The 18,435-nt window shown below is 50.6% G+C and carries 17 protein-coding genes; 8 read left to right on the top strand and 9 right to left on the bottom strand.

Annotated features, from left to right (window positions below):
• Nucleotides 1-131: 131 nt before the first annotated feature.
• The gene (locus KTJ90_RS20245; protein WP_110411943.1) at nucleotides 132-791 is read right to left on the bottom strand and encodes a DUF1345 domain-containing protein; all 660 of its coding nucleotides are present in this window, start codon (nucleotides 789-791) and stop codon (nucleotides 132-134) included.
• Nucleotides 792-1,105: 314 nt separating this feature from the next.
• Between KTJ90_RS20245 and KTJ90_RS20240 the strand changes: the two genes are divergently transcribed.
• Nucleotides 1,106-1,285, top strand: a complete 180-nt coding sequence (locus KTJ90_RS20240) for a hypothetical protein (protein WP_143756052.1) — start codon at nucleotides 1,106-1,108, stop codon at nucleotides 1,283-1,285.
• 166 nt (nucleotides 1,286-1,451) lie between these two features.
• Nucleotides 1,452-2,132 (top strand): VIT1/CCC1 transporter family protein, encoded by a 681-nt coding sequence (locus KTJ90_RS20235; RefSeq protein WP_039661827.1) that lies wholly within the window; start codon nucleotides 1,452-1,454, stop codon nucleotides 2,130-2,132.
• Nucleotides 2,133-2,161: 29 nt separating this feature from the next.
• On the opposite strand, the gene KTJ90_RS20230 is transcribed toward KTJ90_RS20235, so the two are convergent.
• Nucleotides 2,162-2,512 (bottom strand): DUF3147 family protein, encoded by a 351-nt coding sequence (locus tag KTJ90_RS20230; protein ID WP_008924623.1) that lies wholly within the window; start codon nucleotides 2,510-2,512, stop codon nucleotides 2,162-2,164.
• Between the two features lie 84 nt (nucleotides 2,513-2,596).
• A complete protein-coding gene (cybB, locus tag KTJ90_RS20225) occupies nucleotides 2,597-3,121 on the bottom strand; it encodes a cytochrome b561 (RefSeq protein ID WP_003855033.1) in 525 nt (174 codons plus the stop codon).
• Between the two features lie 472 nt (nucleotides 3,122-3,593).
• Between cybB and KTJ90_RS20220 the strand changes: the two genes are divergently transcribed.
• From KTJ90_RS20220 to KTJ90_RS20205, 4 genes are all read left to right on the top strand, one after another.
• Complete coding sequence (locus KTJ90_RS20220) at nucleotides 3,594-4,532, top strand: GlxA family transcriptional regulator (RefSeq protein WP_105099772.1); 939 nt, start codon at nucleotides 3,594-3,596, stop codon at nucleotides 4,530-4,532.
• Nucleotides 4,533-5,005: 473 nt separating this feature from the next.
• Nucleotides 5,006-6,616 (top strand): EAL domain-containing protein, encoded by a 1,611-nt coding sequence (locus tag KTJ90_RS20215; RefSeq protein ID WP_312041086.1) that lies wholly within the window; start codon nucleotides 5,006-5,008, stop codon nucleotides 6,614-6,616.
• A gap of 83 nt (nucleotides 6,617-6,699) precedes the next feature.
• Entirely contained in the window at nucleotides 6,700-8,319 is a 1,620-nt protein-coding gene (locus tag KTJ90_RS20210) for a methyl-accepting chemotaxis protein (protein WP_499027027.1), read from the top strand.
• A gap of 685 nt (nucleotides 8,320-9,004) precedes the next feature.
• Nucleotides 9,005-9,352: a hypothetical protein gene (locus KTJ90_RS20205; protein WP_003855026.1), complete on the top strand. Its 348-nt coding sequence runs from the start codon at nucleotides 9,005-9,007 to the stop codon at nucleotides 9,350-9,352.
• A gap of 163 nt (nucleotides 9,353-9,515) precedes the next feature.
• On the opposite strand, the gene KTJ90_RS20200 is transcribed toward KTJ90_RS20205, so the two are convergent.
• The 4 genes from KTJ90_RS20200 to KTJ90_RS20185 all read right to left on the bottom strand — a co-directional run bounded on the left by KTJ90_RS20200 (nucleotide 9,516) and on the right by KTJ90_RS20185 (nucleotide 13,779).
• Nucleotides 9,516-10,439, bottom strand: a complete 924-nt coding sequence (locus tag KTJ90_RS20200) for a substrate-binding domain-containing protein (RefSeq protein ID WP_105099774.1) — start codon at nucleotides 10,437-10,439, stop codon at nucleotides 9,516-9,518.
• A gap of 86 nt (nucleotides 10,440-10,525) precedes the next feature.
• Nucleotides 10,526-11,305: a TIM barrel protein gene (locus tag KTJ90_RS20195; RefSeq protein ID WP_140915514.1), complete on the bottom strand. Its 780-nt coding sequence runs from the start codon at nucleotides 11,303-11,305 to the stop codon at nucleotides 10,526-10,528.
• The gene (locus KTJ90_RS20190; protein WP_499027024.1) at nucleotides 11,305-12,318 is read right to left on the bottom strand and encodes a Gfo/Idh/MocA family oxidoreductase; all 1,014 of its coding nucleotides are present in this window, start codon (nucleotides 12,316-12,318) and stop codon (nucleotides 11,305-11,307) included. The genes KTJ90_RS20195 and KTJ90_RS20190 overlap by 1 nt, the downstream gene beginning before the upstream one ends.
• 12 nt (nucleotides 12,319-12,330) lie before the next feature.
• A complete protein-coding gene (locus tag KTJ90_RS20185; protein ID WP_499027022.1) occupies nucleotides 12,331-13,779 on the bottom strand; it encodes an MFS transporter in 1,449 nt (482 codons plus the stop codon).
• A 186-nt stretch (nucleotides 13,780-13,965) separates the two neighbouring features.
• Here KTJ90_RS20185 and KTJ90_RS20180 point away from each other — a divergent pair, with 186 nt between their 5' ends.
• Complete coding sequence (locus KTJ90_RS20180; RefSeq protein ID WP_187513102.1) at nucleotides 13,966-15,927, top strand: sigma-54-dependent Fis family transcriptional regulator; 1,962 nt, start codon at nucleotides 13,966-13,968, stop codon at nucleotides 15,925-15,927.
• Here KTJ90_RS20180 and KTJ90_RS20175 read toward each other — a convergent pair.
• Nucleotides 15,908-16,294 (bottom strand): YkvA family protein, encoded by a 387-nt coding sequence (locus KTJ90_RS20175; protein ID WP_499027072.1) that lies wholly within the window; start codon nucleotides 16,292-16,294, stop codon nucleotides 15,908-15,910. The genes KTJ90_RS20180 and KTJ90_RS20175 overlap by 20 nt on opposite strands.
• Nucleotides 16,295-16,408: 114 nt before the next feature.
• Nucleotides 16,409-17,026, bottom strand: a complete 618-nt coding sequence (locus KTJ90_RS20170; RefSeq protein ID WP_499027020.1) for a TetR/AcrR family transcriptional regulator — start codon at nucleotides 17,024-17,026, stop codon at nucleotides 16,409-16,411.
• A 177-nt stretch (nucleotides 17,027-17,203) separates the two neighbouring features.
• Between KTJ90_RS20170 and KTJ90_RS20165 the strand changes: the two genes are divergently transcribed.
• Entirely contained in the window at nucleotides 17,204-18,412 is a 1,209-nt protein-coding gene (locus KTJ90_RS20165; RefSeq protein WP_485523266.1) for an MFS transporter, read from the top strand.
• The last annotated feature ends 23 nt before the right edge of the window (nucleotides 18,413-18,435 follow it).

Here is an 18,435-nt window from a genome sequence, read left to right as displayed (position 1 = left end):
AGAACTTACACGGCAGTGCGTGTCGGTTGAAGAGGCAGATAACACCTCATTACACATTGTTATAATCACTAAAGGTGACCAGGTTGTTACAGAATGACAGCTCCGCAAATGATGCCAGGCTGTCACTGGATTTAATTCAGTAAACCAGCCCCGACATTCACCGATAAACCCAGAATAGCCAGATTGAAAATAAAGGAGATAACAGATTGCAGTAATGCGAGTTTACGCATCTCTGTGGTTCCAGTGGCGACGTCCGCAGTTTGTGACGCAACCGCGATGGTGAATGAAAAGTAGAGGAAATCCCAGTAGCCCGGATCCGTCGTTTTATCGGGGAATATCAACGGACTCACATTTTCACTCCGGTTAAGGTAGTGCTGATGAGCATAGTGCATCGCAAATGAGCTGGGCAACATGGCCCAGGATGCGATCAATGTCATTGCTGTCAGCAACAAATGCAGGAGTCGTGGTGTGCCGGTGAGTCCTTTCAGGGTAGGGAGTTCACTCAGAATAGCCACAATGCTGACCATACACGCCACAATCACGATTCCCAGCACCAGCGCGGCACTCTGATCCTGCAGCTGAGCAATACGCTTAATTCCTGTTGCATCGGTTCGCAGCATGCGAACCCAGAGAATGCAGAGATAGAGCCAGGCCCACACATTCCAGCTAATCAGCAAACGCTGCATCTGACCCAACTGAGCAGAGAGCAAAAAGTAGCACATTAAACCGGCAGCAACAGAGAGCACCAGACGCAAGCGGGCATACAACGTGGAGGTTAAAGATGTCGGCATCGTAAAGCCATTATGGTTTAGTCAGAATGATATCCACTTTAGCTAAAACCGGGTAAAAATTATAAATAAAGAATCAATACTTACACTTTTTAAGTACCCGCCAGGTTCGATTCCAGAACGTGAAATGTGTAAAAAGCGCAGCGAATCACTTATGCAGTAAAAGTCTGCTGGTATTGAGAGGATGAATAATCTAACGGTGTTTATTTTATCAGGTATGGCTCCCGCTTTAGCAGTAGTTTTTTGGTGAATTATCTATTTCGCCTTTACGATAAAAACAGATGTTGATAATTCTCAATCACGCTAACCTGAGGGCAGTGAAAATAAATCTCCACCCTCTTTATTTTTATGGCGATTTCCAGCTCAATCAGGGTAATAACCAGATCGCCAGGCAATATCTGGAAAAAGCACTCAAAGCAGCGCCGCGTCCAGGGCGGGAAATCGCTGACAATGGACGGCATGCCGATATTGAACGTGATCTCAGCAAGCTTGATTAAGGTTTTTTAACGATGGCCCGCCGGTTCCCTCGTTGACTTTCGCCCCGCGTCTATACTTTTTCGAGGGCGACTAATCTAAACCGACGACGTCATGATTTACAGATTGAGTGCCTGCTGTGGCCTGCTTTAAAACGTTAACGTCTGACACAAGAGGGATAAACGGTTGATACATGGAGAATCGCACAAAATTTCGCGATCTGGCTGGCTGCGAGCAGCCGTGCTGGGTGCCAATGATGGCATTGTTTCGACGGCAAGCCTTCTCACCGGTGTCGCTGCTGCTAACAGCGCTTTTCATAGTCTGCTTCTGGCAGGCGTAGCTGGCGTGGTGGCCGGTGCCATGTCTATGGCGACAGGTGAGTACGTTTCTGTTTCCTCACAGGCTGACACCGAGCGCGCCGCTATTGCCGAAGAACAGGCCGAACTGGAAAGCAACTATCAGGCTGAAACACACGAGCTGGCAGCAATTTATACTCATCGCGGTTTGAATAAAGAATTAGCGCATGAGGTTGCCACTGCACTCATGAAACATGACGCTCTTGATGCGCATACGCGTGATGAACTTGGCATCTCTGATATCTCCAGCGCCCGGCCGCTTCAGGCTGCACTGTTCTCTGCAGGCAGTTTTACGGTGGGGGCATTAATTCCGCTTATTGTCGCTCTGACTTATTCAGGTATTGCGGGTATTGTTATCTCGGCTCTGCTGGCGCTGATGATTTTAGGAGCTGTAGCCGCCAGAGCCGGCGGAGCACCAGTCATACGCAGCGTCATCCGTGTCAGTTTCTGGAGCAGTCTCGCAATGGCGCTGTCCGGCGTGACTGGCGCTTTGTTTGGCCATTTCGCAGGGTGAATTAAGGTGACGCGTAAGCGTCACCTTAACTACATAAGCTGAATACCAAAGCGCTTTAAAAACAGCGCCCAGAGAACAAAGAGGATGACAGTGATTACGCAGGATATCAGTAGCGTCAGCCAGAAGCCGGTTCGCTGATAGAGGTAAGGAAAAAGAACGAACATCGGCAGTGTCGGCACCACATACCAGAAAGTGTACCAGGCATGAGCGCTGATTTTTTCCTGTGTCTGCCCTTCCAGCTTCATCCAGATCAGCACCAGAAGAGTGACCAGCGGTAAGGCGGCAAGCAGGCCGCCCAGTCGATCGCTGCGCTTCGCCGCTTCTGATATCAGTACGACCATAAACGCCGTAATGGCATATTTCGCTATTAACCAGAGCATGATTCTCCTCAAAATTCCTGTACATCTCACCGACGAGTGCAGGATCGTGAACGATCAACACGCTCTGATTATCAGGCCACGCGCTTACGGCATCATCCTGCGCAACGTGTCATCTTTCAGAAAATAGTGATGGAACAACGCCGCCACCGCATGCAGACCAATTAACCAGTATCCCAGTGGCGCCAGGGTTTCGTGCCAGTCAATTAACATACTGGCAGTGGCAGGGTCCGGAATCGTCGCGACAGGCATGTTAAGCCCAAACAGGGACCACTCTTTTCCGCGCAGGTAACGTGAACTCAGCCCCAGGATCGGTAATACAACAAAAAGTGCATACAGCAAGGTGTGCACCAGATGCGAAATACCCGTCTGCCATGGCGCAACAGGTGGCGTGATCGGCGGGGTTTTCGTGCGGGTGCGCAAAAAAAGACGGGCTATCATCAGGAGCAATATGCAGAAACCTGCTGAAAAGTGAGTAATCATAACCACATTTCGCTGCCAGGTGCCCTTGTCTGCCATCCAGCGCAGCTCAATCGTAGCGTAAGCCACGATGATCAACAGAACCGTAAGCCAGTGAAAAAGAATTTGCGAACCTTTGTATTTGCTCAACATCGATAAACTCCAGTGACTATTTTTTTATGTCACTATACCAGCAAATAATTAGATGCTTATTAGCAATTTACCTGTGATTTTAAAGTTTAATAACTCAGCTACAGAGCAGCCATCCGATGCTTCACAGCATCTGGCTATGGCCTGATTGCACGCTTCGTTAGTTTCACGCTGTAATGCATCCCCTTCACCTTCTCAGACGCATTTGTGGCTGAAAAAACCCTCTATTTAACAATCTGATTACATTCATTTACTGCCCAGATGTTTTGCATCTCAGGTTCAGTTTGCATGACGGTAGCGCGTTGTGGCTCTATACACGCTTAACAGGTTAAACAGCTGCTTTGATTGTGTTACGCAGTAAGTAACAATTTTCACGCAATTTACGACAATTTAACACCATGGGGTTCAGGCAATGCGAATTGCGATACTGGCTATTGAGGGCAGCGTTCTCTCAGCCATTTCAGGAATAGCAGACATGTTCTGGATAGCGAATTATGCCGTTGCTTCCAGTCCACAACATGCAGCCCGGTTTGAAAACGACCCTTTCCAGACCGTTATCGTCAGTCCGGATGGTGGCCCCGTATGGGACGTTCAGGGCCGTCTCATTCACATTGACAGCTCCTTTCAGTCAGTTGGTCAACCTGATGTCATTATTGCCCCCGGCATGGTGCTGGGAAACAACCGGGAGCCCGTGAATATGCTGGGCGTAAAAGAGGCCGCCGTCTGGTTAAGGAAGCAATATGACGCCGGTTCTATCATCGCCTCAACAGGTACAGGTGGGTTCATACTGGGCGAAGCAGGTTTGCTTGACGGAAAGTCTTTTTCAACAACGTGGTGGTTTTATCACACCATGCGGGAACGCTACCCACTTGCCCAGTCTCAATGGGGTAAGGTGCTTGAGGAAGATGGACGGGTATTGACCACCGGCGGCTGTTTCTCATGGATTTCGCTGGTTCTGCATATTATTCAGAAAGGCGCTGGAGCCGATGTGGCAAAACTTGCCGCAGGCATGTCGCTAACGGACAACGACTCTTTATGCCAGCACCTTTATGTCCCTCCCGGGCTGGCAGATAATGGCCACCCGCTTTTATTACGTGCTCAGGACATCATACGGTTTAAAAACCCCTCTATCAGCGCGGCAAAACTGGCTGAAGCACTCAATACCACTGAACGCACGCTGCAACGAAAACTTAAAGCGCTCACGCAGGAAAAGCCTAAAGAATTCATCACCCGCATAAGAATAGAATCTGCCTGTGTCATGCTCGCGAATCCTACGATCAGCATACGTCAGGTGGTGACAGAGTGTGGCTATTCAGAAGAGACAGCCTTCAGAAAAGCATTCACACAGATAATGGGAATGGCGCCAGCACGTTACCGCCAATGGCTTGCCGACAAAGCCTCACCACAGGGCTAAAACATACCGGCATTTACAGATGGGATACTGGATGAACTGGCAGCAGGTTATTATGAGGTGATGATCACTTAGCGTTATCAATATAAACTCTGGATTAAAGCCCCCTTTCTGCAGGCCGTAATCAGTTAAACTGATTACAGCTCCTGCACTCGTTCACTTTATTTGAACTATATTTTCCTGTTACATTGCCGATATAACGACATGTTTATTTTTCCGAGTATTAACGTTTACCGTTATTACCTGGCGTCACACTGATAATTTACGCTAACCCGATCATCTTGACATAAAATTGATGATTAGATTACAGTGTATTAGCTGTTGCGCTACACAATCTATTTTAGAAAAAAAGGTGATATTACGTCATTCATTATTTATATGATTGACCGAAATCCTTCAGACAAAAATTTAGCCATTGACCCAGTGTTTTTTGGGAAAAATTAATTTCTTTTAAACCACATAACACCAGGGGAGAAATGATGAAGGCAAGGCACGCAACTATAATTTCAGAAGCCTTTCAACACCCTGAGCGTGCGGATAAAAAGAAATTATGGGCGTCATTAATCATTTCATCAATTCTGGTCGCTTTGTCAGCGATCTTTTTTTACTGCATTAATTCATCCTCTGACGACAAACAAAGAACCCGGACACTGGAGAACCTGGTAATAAAAATCGACGGAATTCTGGCGGACGCGATCGAAAGTGCCACCGCACTAATAAAAACGGGGACAGACTGCACAAGCCAGCAACTGCAGTCAATAAAAAAAACCGTTCAGACAAACGGCTATATTCGATCGCTGACTCTGTTTGATGCCTCCGGGAATATTTACTGCTCCTCATCGACAGGTCAGACCTACATTCCAAACGAAAGGGTTAACCTGAACATCAGGCACGATATCAGAAAACGCATCGAACAAAATGAAAAAGGAATTTCAATAAAACTCATATCCGGCTCCAATCGCGTGCCAGATAAAAATGCAATGGTGATTTTAATACCTTTCAATAATGGCATAATGACACTTGCAATAGATGCCGGATATTTTACGACACCACTCAGCACAATCCATCTGGTAAGCAACAAAATTTATACACTTGAAGCAGATGGAATGCGACTCTCCTGGCATGGTTTAACAGCATCTTCTTCGGTGGAAGAAAATGGTTATTTAAAAAAATCCACCCTGTTTCCGTACAAAATAATAGAGACCTCATCAGAAAATACCGATGGCATTGACCATACTATAATCTCTGCTGGTTTTTTTTCTTCCCTGTTTCTGGCATTTTTCCTTACCTCACGCTGGACACTCAACCGATTCTACTCCAGAAAGCGTTACATCATTAACGCCCTTAGAGACAAGGCTTTCTCTTTTGACATACAACCGGTATTCAGCCTGAACGAAAAACGCCTTATGGGAGGCGAGGTTTTGATACGCTGGAGAGTGAGCCCGTCCATAATGATATCGCCCCACCTTTTTATTCCTGTTGCTGAAAAACATAATATCGTGAACAAACTGGCAGAGTTTCTTTTAACCGATATTGCTGACAGAATCTTAGCAGGAAGTCTGATACTTCCGCCTTCGTTCAGGCTTAACTTTAATGTTCATTCCTCTCACTTTGAACAGGAATCTCTTATCATTGCCTGTCAGTACTTTCTGAATGCCACGGCAGCCTGCAAAATAAAACTGGTGCTGGAATTAACTGAACGCCAGGAACTGGCGCAGCAGATGAGCGTAAAGACAACTCTCAGCGTTTTAATCGCAGCGGGTGTTGAGATGGCCGTGGATGATTTCGGAACCGGCAGTTCAGGGCTTCGCTATCTTTACAACAGCAACTTCAGGTGCATAAAAATTGATAAAAGCCTGACTGAAGAAGCCATTTCTAACCCACTTGCCTGCACAGTAATGGAGTCCAGTATTCAACTGGCCCAGAAACTGGGTAAAGTCATTGTCGTAGAGGGAATTGAAACACAACAGCAGTTAGAACTTATCAGCCGAATGGATCTGAAAAATGAAGTTCTGATACAGGGATATCTGTGGTCGCGCCCACTCTGCCCACAACAATTTGGTTATTTCATAAATCATAATGCATGAATGAACACATTAATGCTTAGGGTAACCATTGCGGCATTACCCCCATTTTCATTTTCACCACACACTCACCAGGAACGTTAATAATGAACAGAGTTAAGCAGGTTTTTGAAAATCTAAAGATCAGATCAAAGCTTGGAATTTCTTATTTCGCACTGATTTCTTTTCTGCTTGTCAGCGTCCTTATCGGACTCAACGCGCTGGGAATGGCCAGAACAAGTATCACCGGTATGATTAACGACGACTATCCAACGATATCTTTAGGCAATGACCTTATTCAGAATATAAATCAGGGTGTCCAGCTACAGCTGATGCTGATAAATGCCCAAGATCCCGTTTCCAAAATGACCATTGAGCGTGAGATGCTGGAAAAAACAAAGAATATCAGCACCACGTTTGGCGAACTGCGGCGTCTTGCAGACGACAGTGACTCACAGAGGATCCTTGATGATATTGAGGTCAAACGCCGCGAATTCCTGAGTTCGCGCCAGGATTTCCTGTCGCGCCTGGCCGTAAATAAAGCGGAGGCAAACTCGTTTTATCTCAACTCAACAGTGAAACTACAGGATGCGTATGTTAAGCAAGTATCGAATTTCATCGGGTTACAGGAAGCCCAGATGAAAAGCTCCTATGAAAGTTTCACTACGCGATATAACAGCGTACGCAAGGAGATTATTTTCATCTCTCTGTTCAGCATCCTGACAGCCATTACGCTGGCACTGTTTATTACCCGATCGATTACTGCCCCGCTTTATGACGTTATCGCCCGGGTACAGCGAGTCGCTGAAGGGCACCTCACTAACAGTATCAGCACGCAACGTCGGGATGAGACAGGACTTCTCATGAACGCCATTGGCGCCATGCAAACTAATCTCAGTGTGATGGTCCGTCAGATACGCGAAGGTGCAGAAAATATCGCTACCGGGGCCCATCAGATACTCGCCGGCACCCGTAATTTATCGGAACGAACGGAAGAGCAGGCCAGCTCGGTAGAGGAAACGGCTGCCTCTGTTGAGCAGTTTACCGCCACCATTGCCCACACCCGCAGCAATACGCGCTTTGCCTCCACGCTCTCAGCGCAGGCTGAGAATGCCGTCAGTCAAAACGGTGAAATGATGCAGGCCGTGACGGTTAAGATGAATGAAATCGAAGCCTCCTCACGTCAGATGGCGGAAATACTGACCTTGATTGACTCGATTGCGTTCCAGACCAATATTCTGGCGCTCAATGCGGCGGTTGAAGCAGCGCGTGCCGGTGAGCATGGCCGGGGATTTGCGGTAGTGGCGCAGGAGGTTCGTTCCCTGTCACAGAAGACGGCCACTTCATCCAGCGAGATAAAAGCGTTGATTGAAAAGTCTTCATCCCAGACACGAGACGGACAAAGAATGGCAACGGACGCAAACCAGTTGATGGGCGGCATGATCAGCAACGTTTCTGAGATGAAAACAATCCTGAGCCAAATCGATCAGGCTGCCGTCGAACAGGCGGACGGTATTGCTCAGATTAATATTGCCATTACGCAGATCGACACCACCACCCAGCAGAACGCCGCTCTTGTAGAGGAATCGCTTGCTGCTTCCGCCATGCTGAATGATCAGGCCGTTATCATGATGCGTACGGTAAGCGCATTCAGGACTGAGGACGCACCGTCAGAGAATGTTCAGGGATTGAGCAATCACAAAGAAATAACTTACGCCACGGCGTGATGAACCTGATTAACTCAGGTTTCAGGTAGCCATTCTCTCACGCCACACGCAGATTATCGTGCAGGCAAAGCCATCCTCTGTGGTGGCTTTTCTCGCTTTCGTATTTTGAAATTTGGTTGATCAGGCAGTAACCGCCAGCGTGTCGCCCGCATATGTGAACAAACCTGCATAATTCCGGGACGTCTTATCCGCCGCCAAATCCGCTTCACGCCGTACTACTCACCTGAGTTGCGAAACCCCATCAGGATGTTGACCCACCAGAATATCCCGCTGAACCGCAGAAACAAATCAGACTGAGTGTTGAGCCAGGTTAAGTCATTACTCCAGTCAGCCTGGGGAATTTGAGATTTAAGAGAGCGATAAATCTTAAACTTAACCTGAGGTTCATTGTGTAAAATAGCGAAAACCTGTAGCTGAATGCGCTACTTACATCTGTAAATACACTGCTCACTGGAACGATTAGCATGCCCGATGTGAGTCCTTCTTTAAGTCAAATCCGCCTCCCATCGCCAGAATCTGTTAACGTCTCGCTTATTATTAGTGCCAGTCTAAATAAGAGTTAAAATGACACACGTTATCGTCACCTTTTGACTCTATATTTTTCATTCAAAAACAGTAACTTCTACTCTGATTGTAGTTCGCCTATGCTGGCTGCTTACTACGTTTTACGTCAGAGGGATTTGCTATGTTTAATGTGTCCGCAACCTACAGTGCAGAGGCTGTTGAATGCCTTTATGAAGTCATCGACATTCTTAACCTCAAGGGGGCACGCTGCCACGTGATCTTTGATAGTCAGGCATCCCGTGCCGCGGTCATTGAAGCCGATACAATAGAAGAACTCGGCGAAATGCGTCACCCTGTACTGGCCGTTCTGGAACTGGAGCGCGTGACCAGCATCAACACCATTTTGCGGATTAAATCGTTCTGGACTGATCCGGAGGGCGTCAGGCCTGACGTTGAGCCTGGCAGCCTGGCTAAAGCACTCTATAAAGCGCTGACCATCAAGAAACAGATTACGCTGGTCGGTTTGTAAGAGAGACGGCTGAAAATCATTCACTGGCAATTTGCGCGCGTGTTCAATTCCCCATTTCACCGTTCACGGTCCAGAATACGCGCGCATATTCATCATTGTTCAGGTACCCCGGTTGATCATTTTCACCTGAAAGAGATGTTCGTAAATAACCCTGAACGTGGGACTACTTTGAATTCTCAGCAACAAAGTTCAGATAATTTTCAGGTGTAATCAGCTTGTAAGGCACCCAGTTAAGCGTCTCAACCTTTTGTTTGTTCAGCAGGGCTTTGGTCACCTGAACTGCGCCGGTAGCCTGTCCTTTTGCATCCTGAAAAATAGTGAGCACCATCCTGCCGTTTTTAATGAACTGCTGACCATCGGGTGTTCCATCAATTCCCGCCACAAGGATTTTATCGTTCTTCGCCTGGTTTAAAGCCATAATCGCGCCAATCGCCATCTCATCGTTGTTTGCAGCAATGGCGTCAATGGGACGCTGATTTAGCAGCCAGCCAGAAACCACATCAACCGCTTCATTGCGTTGCCATTTCGCTGTCTGCTTCTCAATAACTTTCATGTCTTTATATTTACTGATAACCGCTTCCACAGCACGGGTACGCTCACGGGCCTCTTCATTCGACAGCGCGCCCATCAGTATCGCTACATTACCTTTGTAGTTCATTTTCTTTGCCAGCGCCTCCATCTGCATTTCACCACCCAGCGCCGAATCAGAACCAACATATGCCATATCTGCTGGCAGTTTCACTTCCGGTTTACGATTTACGAAAACCAGCGGAATACCGGCATTTTTGGCGGCCGTGATCATCGGTAAAACACCCTGAGTATCAACCGGATTGAGAATAATGGCGTCAACGCCCTGGTTGATAAAGTCATCAACCTGCTGCACCTGCAGCGCGACATCGCCTTTGGCATCAACAAACTGGCTCTTGAGTTCACTGGCGTTAAGCTCTTTCTGCATCTGAGTGCGAAGGATGGAGACAAAGTTAAGGTCGAAGTTAGCCAGCGCGACGCCAACGGTAAACGTTTTGGCACTGATTCCTGCACTAAACAGCAGGGAGCAAAGACAAAGCAGAAGGTTTCTGATGTTCATAGTCAATTCCTGTAGGTTGAGGTTGTTATTGTTTTCATTAACATTATTGTGCGTCGGGTAACAGGCAAATACCCGACGCATGCTGCTTACAACGTAAAGTGATCGCGGAACTGCTGGACAGCCGCTGTGCTATCACCGCTGGCCCAGCCCTCCATGGCGACGGTGCCGCTGTAACCTATCTCCTGCAGCGTCCGTGCAATTGCCCGGTAATTGATCTCGCCGGTGCCCGGCTGCTGGCGGCCTGGTACATCGGCAACCTGGATTTCCCCTATCGCTGAACCGCAGCGCCGTACCAGTTCAATCAGATTGCCTTCGCCAATTTGTGCATGGTAGAGATCCAGATTCATCTTCAGCGCCGGGCTGTTGACCGCTTCGACCAGCGCCCGCGTTTCAGAGGCCAGGGCGAAGGGTGTGCCCGGATGATCGATCGGCAGATTAAGGTTTTCGAGGGTGAAAACGCGTCCGGCTCGTTCACCAAGTTGTGCAACCTGGCGCAGCGTATCGGCGGCCTTGAGCCACATAGCGCCCGTTACCGTTGTCACGGGTTTTACCGGCAGTCCGCGGTCGTCAAGTCCGGTGCCATGCAGATTCAGTACAGGACAACTGAGACGTTCGGCCACAGCCAGTGAGGCTTCAGCACTCTGCAGTAACTGCGCTATCTCTGTTTCATCGGTAAGATTACCGCTCAGATAACCGGTCATAGAGGTAAAGCGCGCACCGGTAGCCACCAGCGCATCAATATCCTTGTTGGCCCATCCCCAGATTTCGACGCCGAAACCCAGCTCATGAATGCGTTTTACGCGCTCTGTAAATGGCAGCTCCAGAAATACCATTTCAGCGCAGACGGAAAGTTGATAATCAGCCATCAGCGCGCCCCCAGCTTAACCGGCAGGTTGCTCTGTACAGATTCGATACAGGCCAGCGCAATTTCCAGCGCGTTGCGCGCATCTTCGCCCGTGGCGCGAGGCGTTTCACCACTTCGGATACAGCAGGCAAACTCGGTCATTTCTGCCACATAGGCCTCTCGCAGCAGATCTGAATCCAGTCGCGACGTATCGACGGCTATTCCGCTGGCGGTGTAACGCACGCAGTGGTTGGCATTGATGTGGCCCGCCTGCAGCATGCCTTTACTGCCAAAAACCTCACCGCGCACGTCATAGCCATAGACCGCCTGAAAGTTTGCCTCAGCTATAGCAATAGCGCCGTTGTCGAAGCGAATAGTCACAACCGAGGTATCCAGCAGCCCTTTATCCTTAAAATCTGGCCGCACCAGCGCATCGGCCAGCGCATAGACTTCTACCGGCTTTGCGCCATGATTGAAGTGCAGTAGCGTGTCAAAATCGTGAATCAGCGTTTCAAGGAAGATGGTCCATTGCGGAATCGGCGCTGGATCGTTCAGGCCTGGGTCACGGGTCACAGAGCGACTAAGCTGGGTCGTGCCATTCTCACCATTTTTTACCGCTGCAATTGCTGCCGCAAAACCGGAATCAAAGCGGCGATTAAAGCCCACCTGTAACACGACGCCTGCCTCTTTTGCCGCCGCGATGGCGCGATCGGCCTCATCCAGCGTGACAGCCATAGGCTTTTCGCAAAACACATGTTTGCCGGCTCTGGCCGCGGCAATCACCCACTCCGCATGCGTCCGTGCTGGCGCGGCAATCGCAACGGCGTCGATTTCATCATCCTGAAGCAGCGCATGCAGATCGCTATACGATTTGCTCACCCCAAGCCGGCTGGCGAGCTTCTCTGCTGCGCCAGGGAACGGATCGGCCACTGCCGCAAGGGTGGCACCAGGCACACGCCAGGCCAGATTTTCCGCATGGAAGCTGCCCATGCGGCCTGCGCCGATTAAACCCACGCGCACTGTTTGATGGTTCATAAAAACTCCTTATTATTTTGCTTTTGCCCAGGCGGGCGATGAAGGGTGTTGTTCAGATCGCTTCACCTCAGCAGCGAAACGACGGGATTTGGAGAGCATCAGCGGTTCAATGTGCTCCAGCGACACGCCCCGGGTTTCCGGTAAAAAACGATGGACAAACCAGAACGCGATGAGCGATCCCACCGCGCATAACATCAGTGGGAAGGCACCATGAAAGTGTTCCATCAGCACCTGGCTGCGGTTCATCATCGGGAAGCTTTGGGTAACGATAAAATTAGCGACGTACATCGAGGCGAACGCAAAGCCCATCGCCACGGCGCGAATCCGATTAGGAAAGATTTCTGAGATCAGCAGCCAGGCACCCAGGCTCCATGAGAGGCCAAATATCAGCACGAAGGCCAGCAGTCCAATCACCGGCAGCAGGCCACCTGCATCGGCGATAAATGCCAGGGCGGTGAAGATCATAGAGAGCGCGCATCCCAGTGCCCCCCAGCGCAGCAGCAACGTGCGGCCCAGACGATCAATGGTACTCAGACAAACGGCCACGCCAGCCAGCAGCGCAAGACCAATGAAAATGCTGTGAAACAGGGAAGACTGGGTACTGCCGGTGATGTTTTGTAAGAGTGACGGCGCGTAATAGAGCAGGATGTTGATACCGGAGATCTGCTGCAAAATAGCAATGGCACAACCCACCAGCAGGATATAGCGTGCCCGCGCATCCCGCAGGATGCCGCGCTGACGGGTCTGGATGTTGTCATCCCGATTTGACGTCAGGATTTCCTGTAACAGTCGCTCGGCGTGTCGGGCATTTGAAAGACGCGTCAGCACCTCAAGGGCGCGCTCTTTTTTGCCGTTCAGCGCCAGCCAGCGCGGTGATTCTGGCATAAACGGCACCAGCAGCAGGAATAGCACGCAAGGCACCACGCCCGAGGCGAGCATCCAGCGCCAGCCTTCACTGACAATCCACTGATGCGGCATGCCGCGTGCAATCAGGTAATTCACGATATAGACGGTAACCTGTCCGCCCACCATCAGCATCTGCTGCAGGCCGAGCATCCGTCCGCGCCAGTCTTTGGGTGAAACTTCAGCGATGTAAAGCGGCGTAATCGCAGAGGCCATCCCGACCGCCAGCCCGCCAGTCAGTCGCCAGATAACGAAATCGGTCAGCGATCCCGCCAGCGCAGCGCCCACTGCGGAGAGCAAAAAGAGTAGAGCGGTAACGATTAGGGTCGTTTTGCGACCGATACGATCAGAAATGAAGCCAACACTCCATGCGCCGCCGATGCAGCCGAGAATGACGTTGGACACCGCCCAGCCACTTTCCCATGGCGTTAAATTCAGATGTTCTGTCAGCGGGTCGATAACGCCAGAGATTACAGAAGCGTCATAACCGAGAATCACGCCACTTAGTGAAGCAATGGCACAGATAAACAGAATCAGCCGTAAATTGTGTTTGCGCATAACAACTTATTTCCCTTCGCATGATTGATTCAGGTGATTGCATCAACCTTTGCAAAGGTGGTGCCAACCAAAATCCGGGAAATTTTGTGAGCGCTGACACAACGTCACACCACAAACTGGCAACAATGTTTACATGTCAACTTAACATGTCCATAAAATGGACATTTAATTCCACTGGAGTGGCGTGTGAATCAGCAATTGTTATTACGAGATGAGAGCGAGTCGATCTTCAGCCTGCCCGACAGGGAGGCCGCCGACAGTTGGGACGCGCTGTTATGGCGAAGCTGGGAGAGCTTTACCCAGGGCGAACCGCCGCCAGCGCTTCGTGAAACTATTCTGCACTCCTGGCAACGCTCGCAGCAGTACGCTATCGATCCAGATCGATTTATCTATACCGCGCCCCCAGCCAGCGAACTGACTGCGATTCTTGAAAACAATGCAGAACTCATTCTTGTTGCACGCAGCATTATGGAAAATTTGCTCGCCTATAATCCGGACGGGCACATTAACCTCACCGATGCGCAGGGTGTAACGCTCCATTTTTGCGGTGCCGACCTGACACCGATCGGCAGTATTCTGCGTGAAGAGGTATTGGGTACTAACTGTACCGCGCGCTGCCTGATTGAACAGCGACTGGTCTATGTGTTGAGCGGTGAAAACTGGAAGTTTGATTTGCGAAAACGCCGCCGGCAGTGCGCTGCGGCCCCCGTACGTAATGAAAACGGACAATTGATAGGTGTGCTCACACTGACCGCCACGCCTGATAATTTCAACGTCCACACACTTGGCACGGTCCAGGCGGCTGCAGAAGCAGTCGGACAGCAACTGATGCTACGACGCCTGCTGGCTGAACAGCAGTCCATTCTTGAGACGCTGAATGAAGGTGTGATTGTCTGTGATAAACAGGGACGCATTAAAACCCTTAACCGCTATGCGCGCCAGATTTTCAGCGGGCTGAATCCAGGCAATATCCCGATTGATGAACTGCTACAGCCACAAGGCGGATCGCTGCTGACCATGCCTTTTTGTAATGACATCGAGTTGCAGTTCAGGCCGGCCGGCCTGGCCCCCCTCTCCTGCCTGATATCATTGATGCCCGCGCCGGATGGCGGACGCGTGCTGTCGCTGCGTGAAAATCAGCGTATCCGTGCCATTACACGACGTGTCATGGGCGTGAATGCCAGTTACACCTTTGACATGATTCGCGGCCGCTCGTCGCGTCTGCAGCAGGCAATTCATAAGGCCCGGGTCAGCAGCCGAACCGACAGCACAGTGCTGCTCAGCGGTGAAAGTGGCACCGGCAAAGAGTTGTTTGCGCAGGCCATTCATAATGCCAGCCCACGTCAGCAGGAAGCGTTTATCGCTCTTAACTGCGGCGCACTGCCACGCGATCTGGTGCAAAGCGAGCTGTTTGGCTATGCGGATGGCGCCTTCACCGGTTCACGGCGTGGCGGTTCGGCGGGCAAGTTTGAACTGGCTGACGGCGGAACCCTTTTCCTGGATGAGATTGGTGAGATGCCGCTCGAAGCGCAAACCAGCTTGCTACGCGTGCTGCAGGAGAGTGAAGTGCTGCGTATCGGCGCGGCTCAGCCCGTGAAAGTGAATGTCCGCATTATCGTGGCAACGCACTGCAACCTGCTGGATGCCGTGGAGAAAAATGCCTTTCGGCGCGATCTCTATTACCGCCTGAATGTAATTTCATTAGAAATTCCTCCGCTGCGTGACCGTCGTGAAGACATACCGGAGTTGGTGAATATTTTCATTCAGGCGCTCTGCACACGTCTGAAGCGTATTCCGCCTGTGGTCGCGCCGGACGCAATGACCTGTCTGCAAGCCTGGGATTGGCCGGGAAACGTACGTGAACTGGAAAATGTGATTGAGCGTGTCGTCAACCTGAGTGAAGGGTTAGAAATAACCCGCGCCGATTTGCCCGAATCCCTGCAGCAAGTCTCAGCCAGTGATGCGCCCGGAGAGATTCAACCCTCACTGCAAAATCTGGAGCGGATGCATATTTTACAAATTGTCAGTGAACAACAGGGGAATCTGCGTCAGTCGGCGCAACTGCTGGGGATCTCACGAACGGCGTTATATAACAAGCTCAATGCATGGAAAATCGACTACCGTGCTTTCAGGAAAAATGATGCCTGAACGCTGCGACGATTTGGCTGAACAGCACAGTGGCACCAACAATCCATATCGCGATAAAGATCCCTGCCGTTACGCGACTGACCGGATGTGTACTGGCTTGCGCTGCAGTTTCACGATGTTCGCGCATCACCTCGGGGGGAATAAGACGCACCACCAGCATGATCCCCAGCGGTACAATGATCAGGTCGTCGAGATAGCCGATAACGGGAATGAAGTCGGGGATCAGATCGATGGGTGAAACCGCATAGGCCGCGACAATCATCGCCAGCACTTTAGCCACTAACGGTGTACGGGGATCGCGGGCGGCGAGCCATACCGCATGCACATCCCGTTTGATGTTTCGTGCCCACGTTTTGATGTCAGTCATAAGCTTACTTTTCACGAAACGTCTTTTCCTTATTGAGGACAACGGTTATTCCGCTTTCGTACAACGCTCCTCACAAAGACTCACCCGCCGTGTTGAGTCCGGGCACCATTTCAGTCAATCAACACTACGACAATAGGCATCCCAGGTCTTCATGGCAGTTGATACCGCCGCATCAAGTTCTTTACCGGTTGCGCCATCGCGGGCTTCGGTCGACAGGCCGATTTCAAAACTGTGAAAAAACCTGGCCAGTGCCTGCACATCTGTACCGGAAACCAGAAGCCCCACCTCTTTCGCTCTGGTGACACATCGCAAAAATCCCGCTCTGGTCCTATCACGTTGCGCTGCCAGAAGCTCACGAATGTGCGCGTTTGCAGGTGAGCAGGTATTAACGGATAGCGCGATCAGGCAACCGCTGGGATGTCCCTGATCTGTCTGCATCTTTGCGGAGCGACGCAAGGCGAGTTCGATAGCCTGTCGGGGTTCAAGCGAATCGTCCCATAGACAATCGTTCACCTGACCATAAGTCGTCATATAGCATTCGACAACCTCTTCGAACAGCGCCTCTTTAGAACCAAATGCGGCGTAAAAACTGGGGGCAGTGATACCGTTACCGAGATTCGACTTGAGCATGGCAAGCGAAGTGGACTCGTAACCGTGTTGCCAGAAAAGTGTCATCGCCTGACGAATTGCTTCGTCACGGTCAAATGTTCGTGGACGTCCCATCTGAGCCATATCCGTTCCTTTTTGACTTGCCAGACATAAATACTAATCGATACATATATTCTTGACAAGTTGCGCGGGGGCTTATAGTTTCGAATATATATACCGATCGATATGTATATCAGTCAGTCCGTTATCAAGCGGGTTTTCGCAATTTTTAAGCGTTACAAACTTTAAAAAGGATTCAACGTGCACGCCAATAGCGCATTCAGTGAAACCACAACACAACGAGGCCTGCCTCTGGCTTCCCTGCTGGCATTTGCCATGACTGGCTTTATCGCCATTCTGACCGAGACCCTTCCGGCGGGTCTGCTTCCGGAGATCGGAAAAGGTCTGGGGGTTTCTCAGGTAATGGCAGGCCAGCTGGTCAGTATCTATGCGCTGGGATCGCTGCTGGCGGCGATTCCTTTAACGGTTCTGACCAGTGGATGGCGACGTAAAAAAGTGCTGCTGCTTGCCGTCGGGACTTTCCTGATTTTCAACACCGTTACCACCCTTTCATCCAGCTACTGGCTGACGATGGGGGCTCGCTTCATGTCCGGTGTGGCTGCCGGACTTGCATGGGGAATCCTGGCGGGCTATGCGCGCCGCCTCGTTCCTGCTGAATTACAGGGCCGCGCGCTGGCTATTGCGATGGTTGGAATACCGGTTGCCCTGTCGCTGGGAACCCCGGCAGGCGCATGGCTGGGCAGTATGATGGGATGGAGAGTCCCCTTTGGGATCATGGCAGCACTGGCCATTATTCTCTTTATCTGGACATGGGTGGCGGTTCCTGACCTGCCGGGCCAGCAGGCTGACCGTCGACTGCCGGTATGGCAGGTTTTCCGTATGCCCGGCGTCAGGCCCGTTCTGGCGGTTATCTTTCTGTGGATGACGGCTCACAACATTCTTTATACGTTCATCGGACCATTCCTGCAGTTGTCGGGACTGACCGGAAACGTCGGACTTATCCTGCTGATTTTTGGCATCGCGGCATTGGTCGGCATCTGGATCACCGGAATGTTGGTAGATCGTCATTTGCGACATCTGGTTCTGCTCAGCCTTGCAGCACTGGCGGCGGTTTCTGTGGTGCTGGTCGCAGGCATGCGGGAACAGATTGTGGTCTATGTGGCTGTCATCGTATGGGGTTGGTCGTTTGGTGGTGCATCAACCCAGATGCAAACGGCCGCCGCTGATTCGGCTGGCAATCATGTCGACGTTGTTCAGGCGATGGTGACAACCGCATGGAATCTGGCTATCGCCAGCGGCGGCGTTACTGGAGGACTGCTTCTCAATAATGCCGGTGCGGTCTCTTTCCCCTGGGCGCTACTCACCTTTATGGCGGTTGCGTTGATCATCGCCTGGCGGGCGAAAAAGCATGCTTTCAGGCCGGGTGCCAGAGGAGGCCCAGTGAAATAGTGATGTTGAAAGGCGTCCGCAAT

This window comes from Pantoea jilinensis (assembly GCF_019104105.1).
Classification (GTDB): domain Bacteria; phylum Pseudomonadota; class Gammaproteobacteria; order Enterobacterales; family Enterobacteriaceae; genus Pantoea; species Pantoea eucalypti.
Note: the sequence above shows the minus strand (reverse complement) of the source record. Positions and strands in the feature narration are given on the sequence as shown.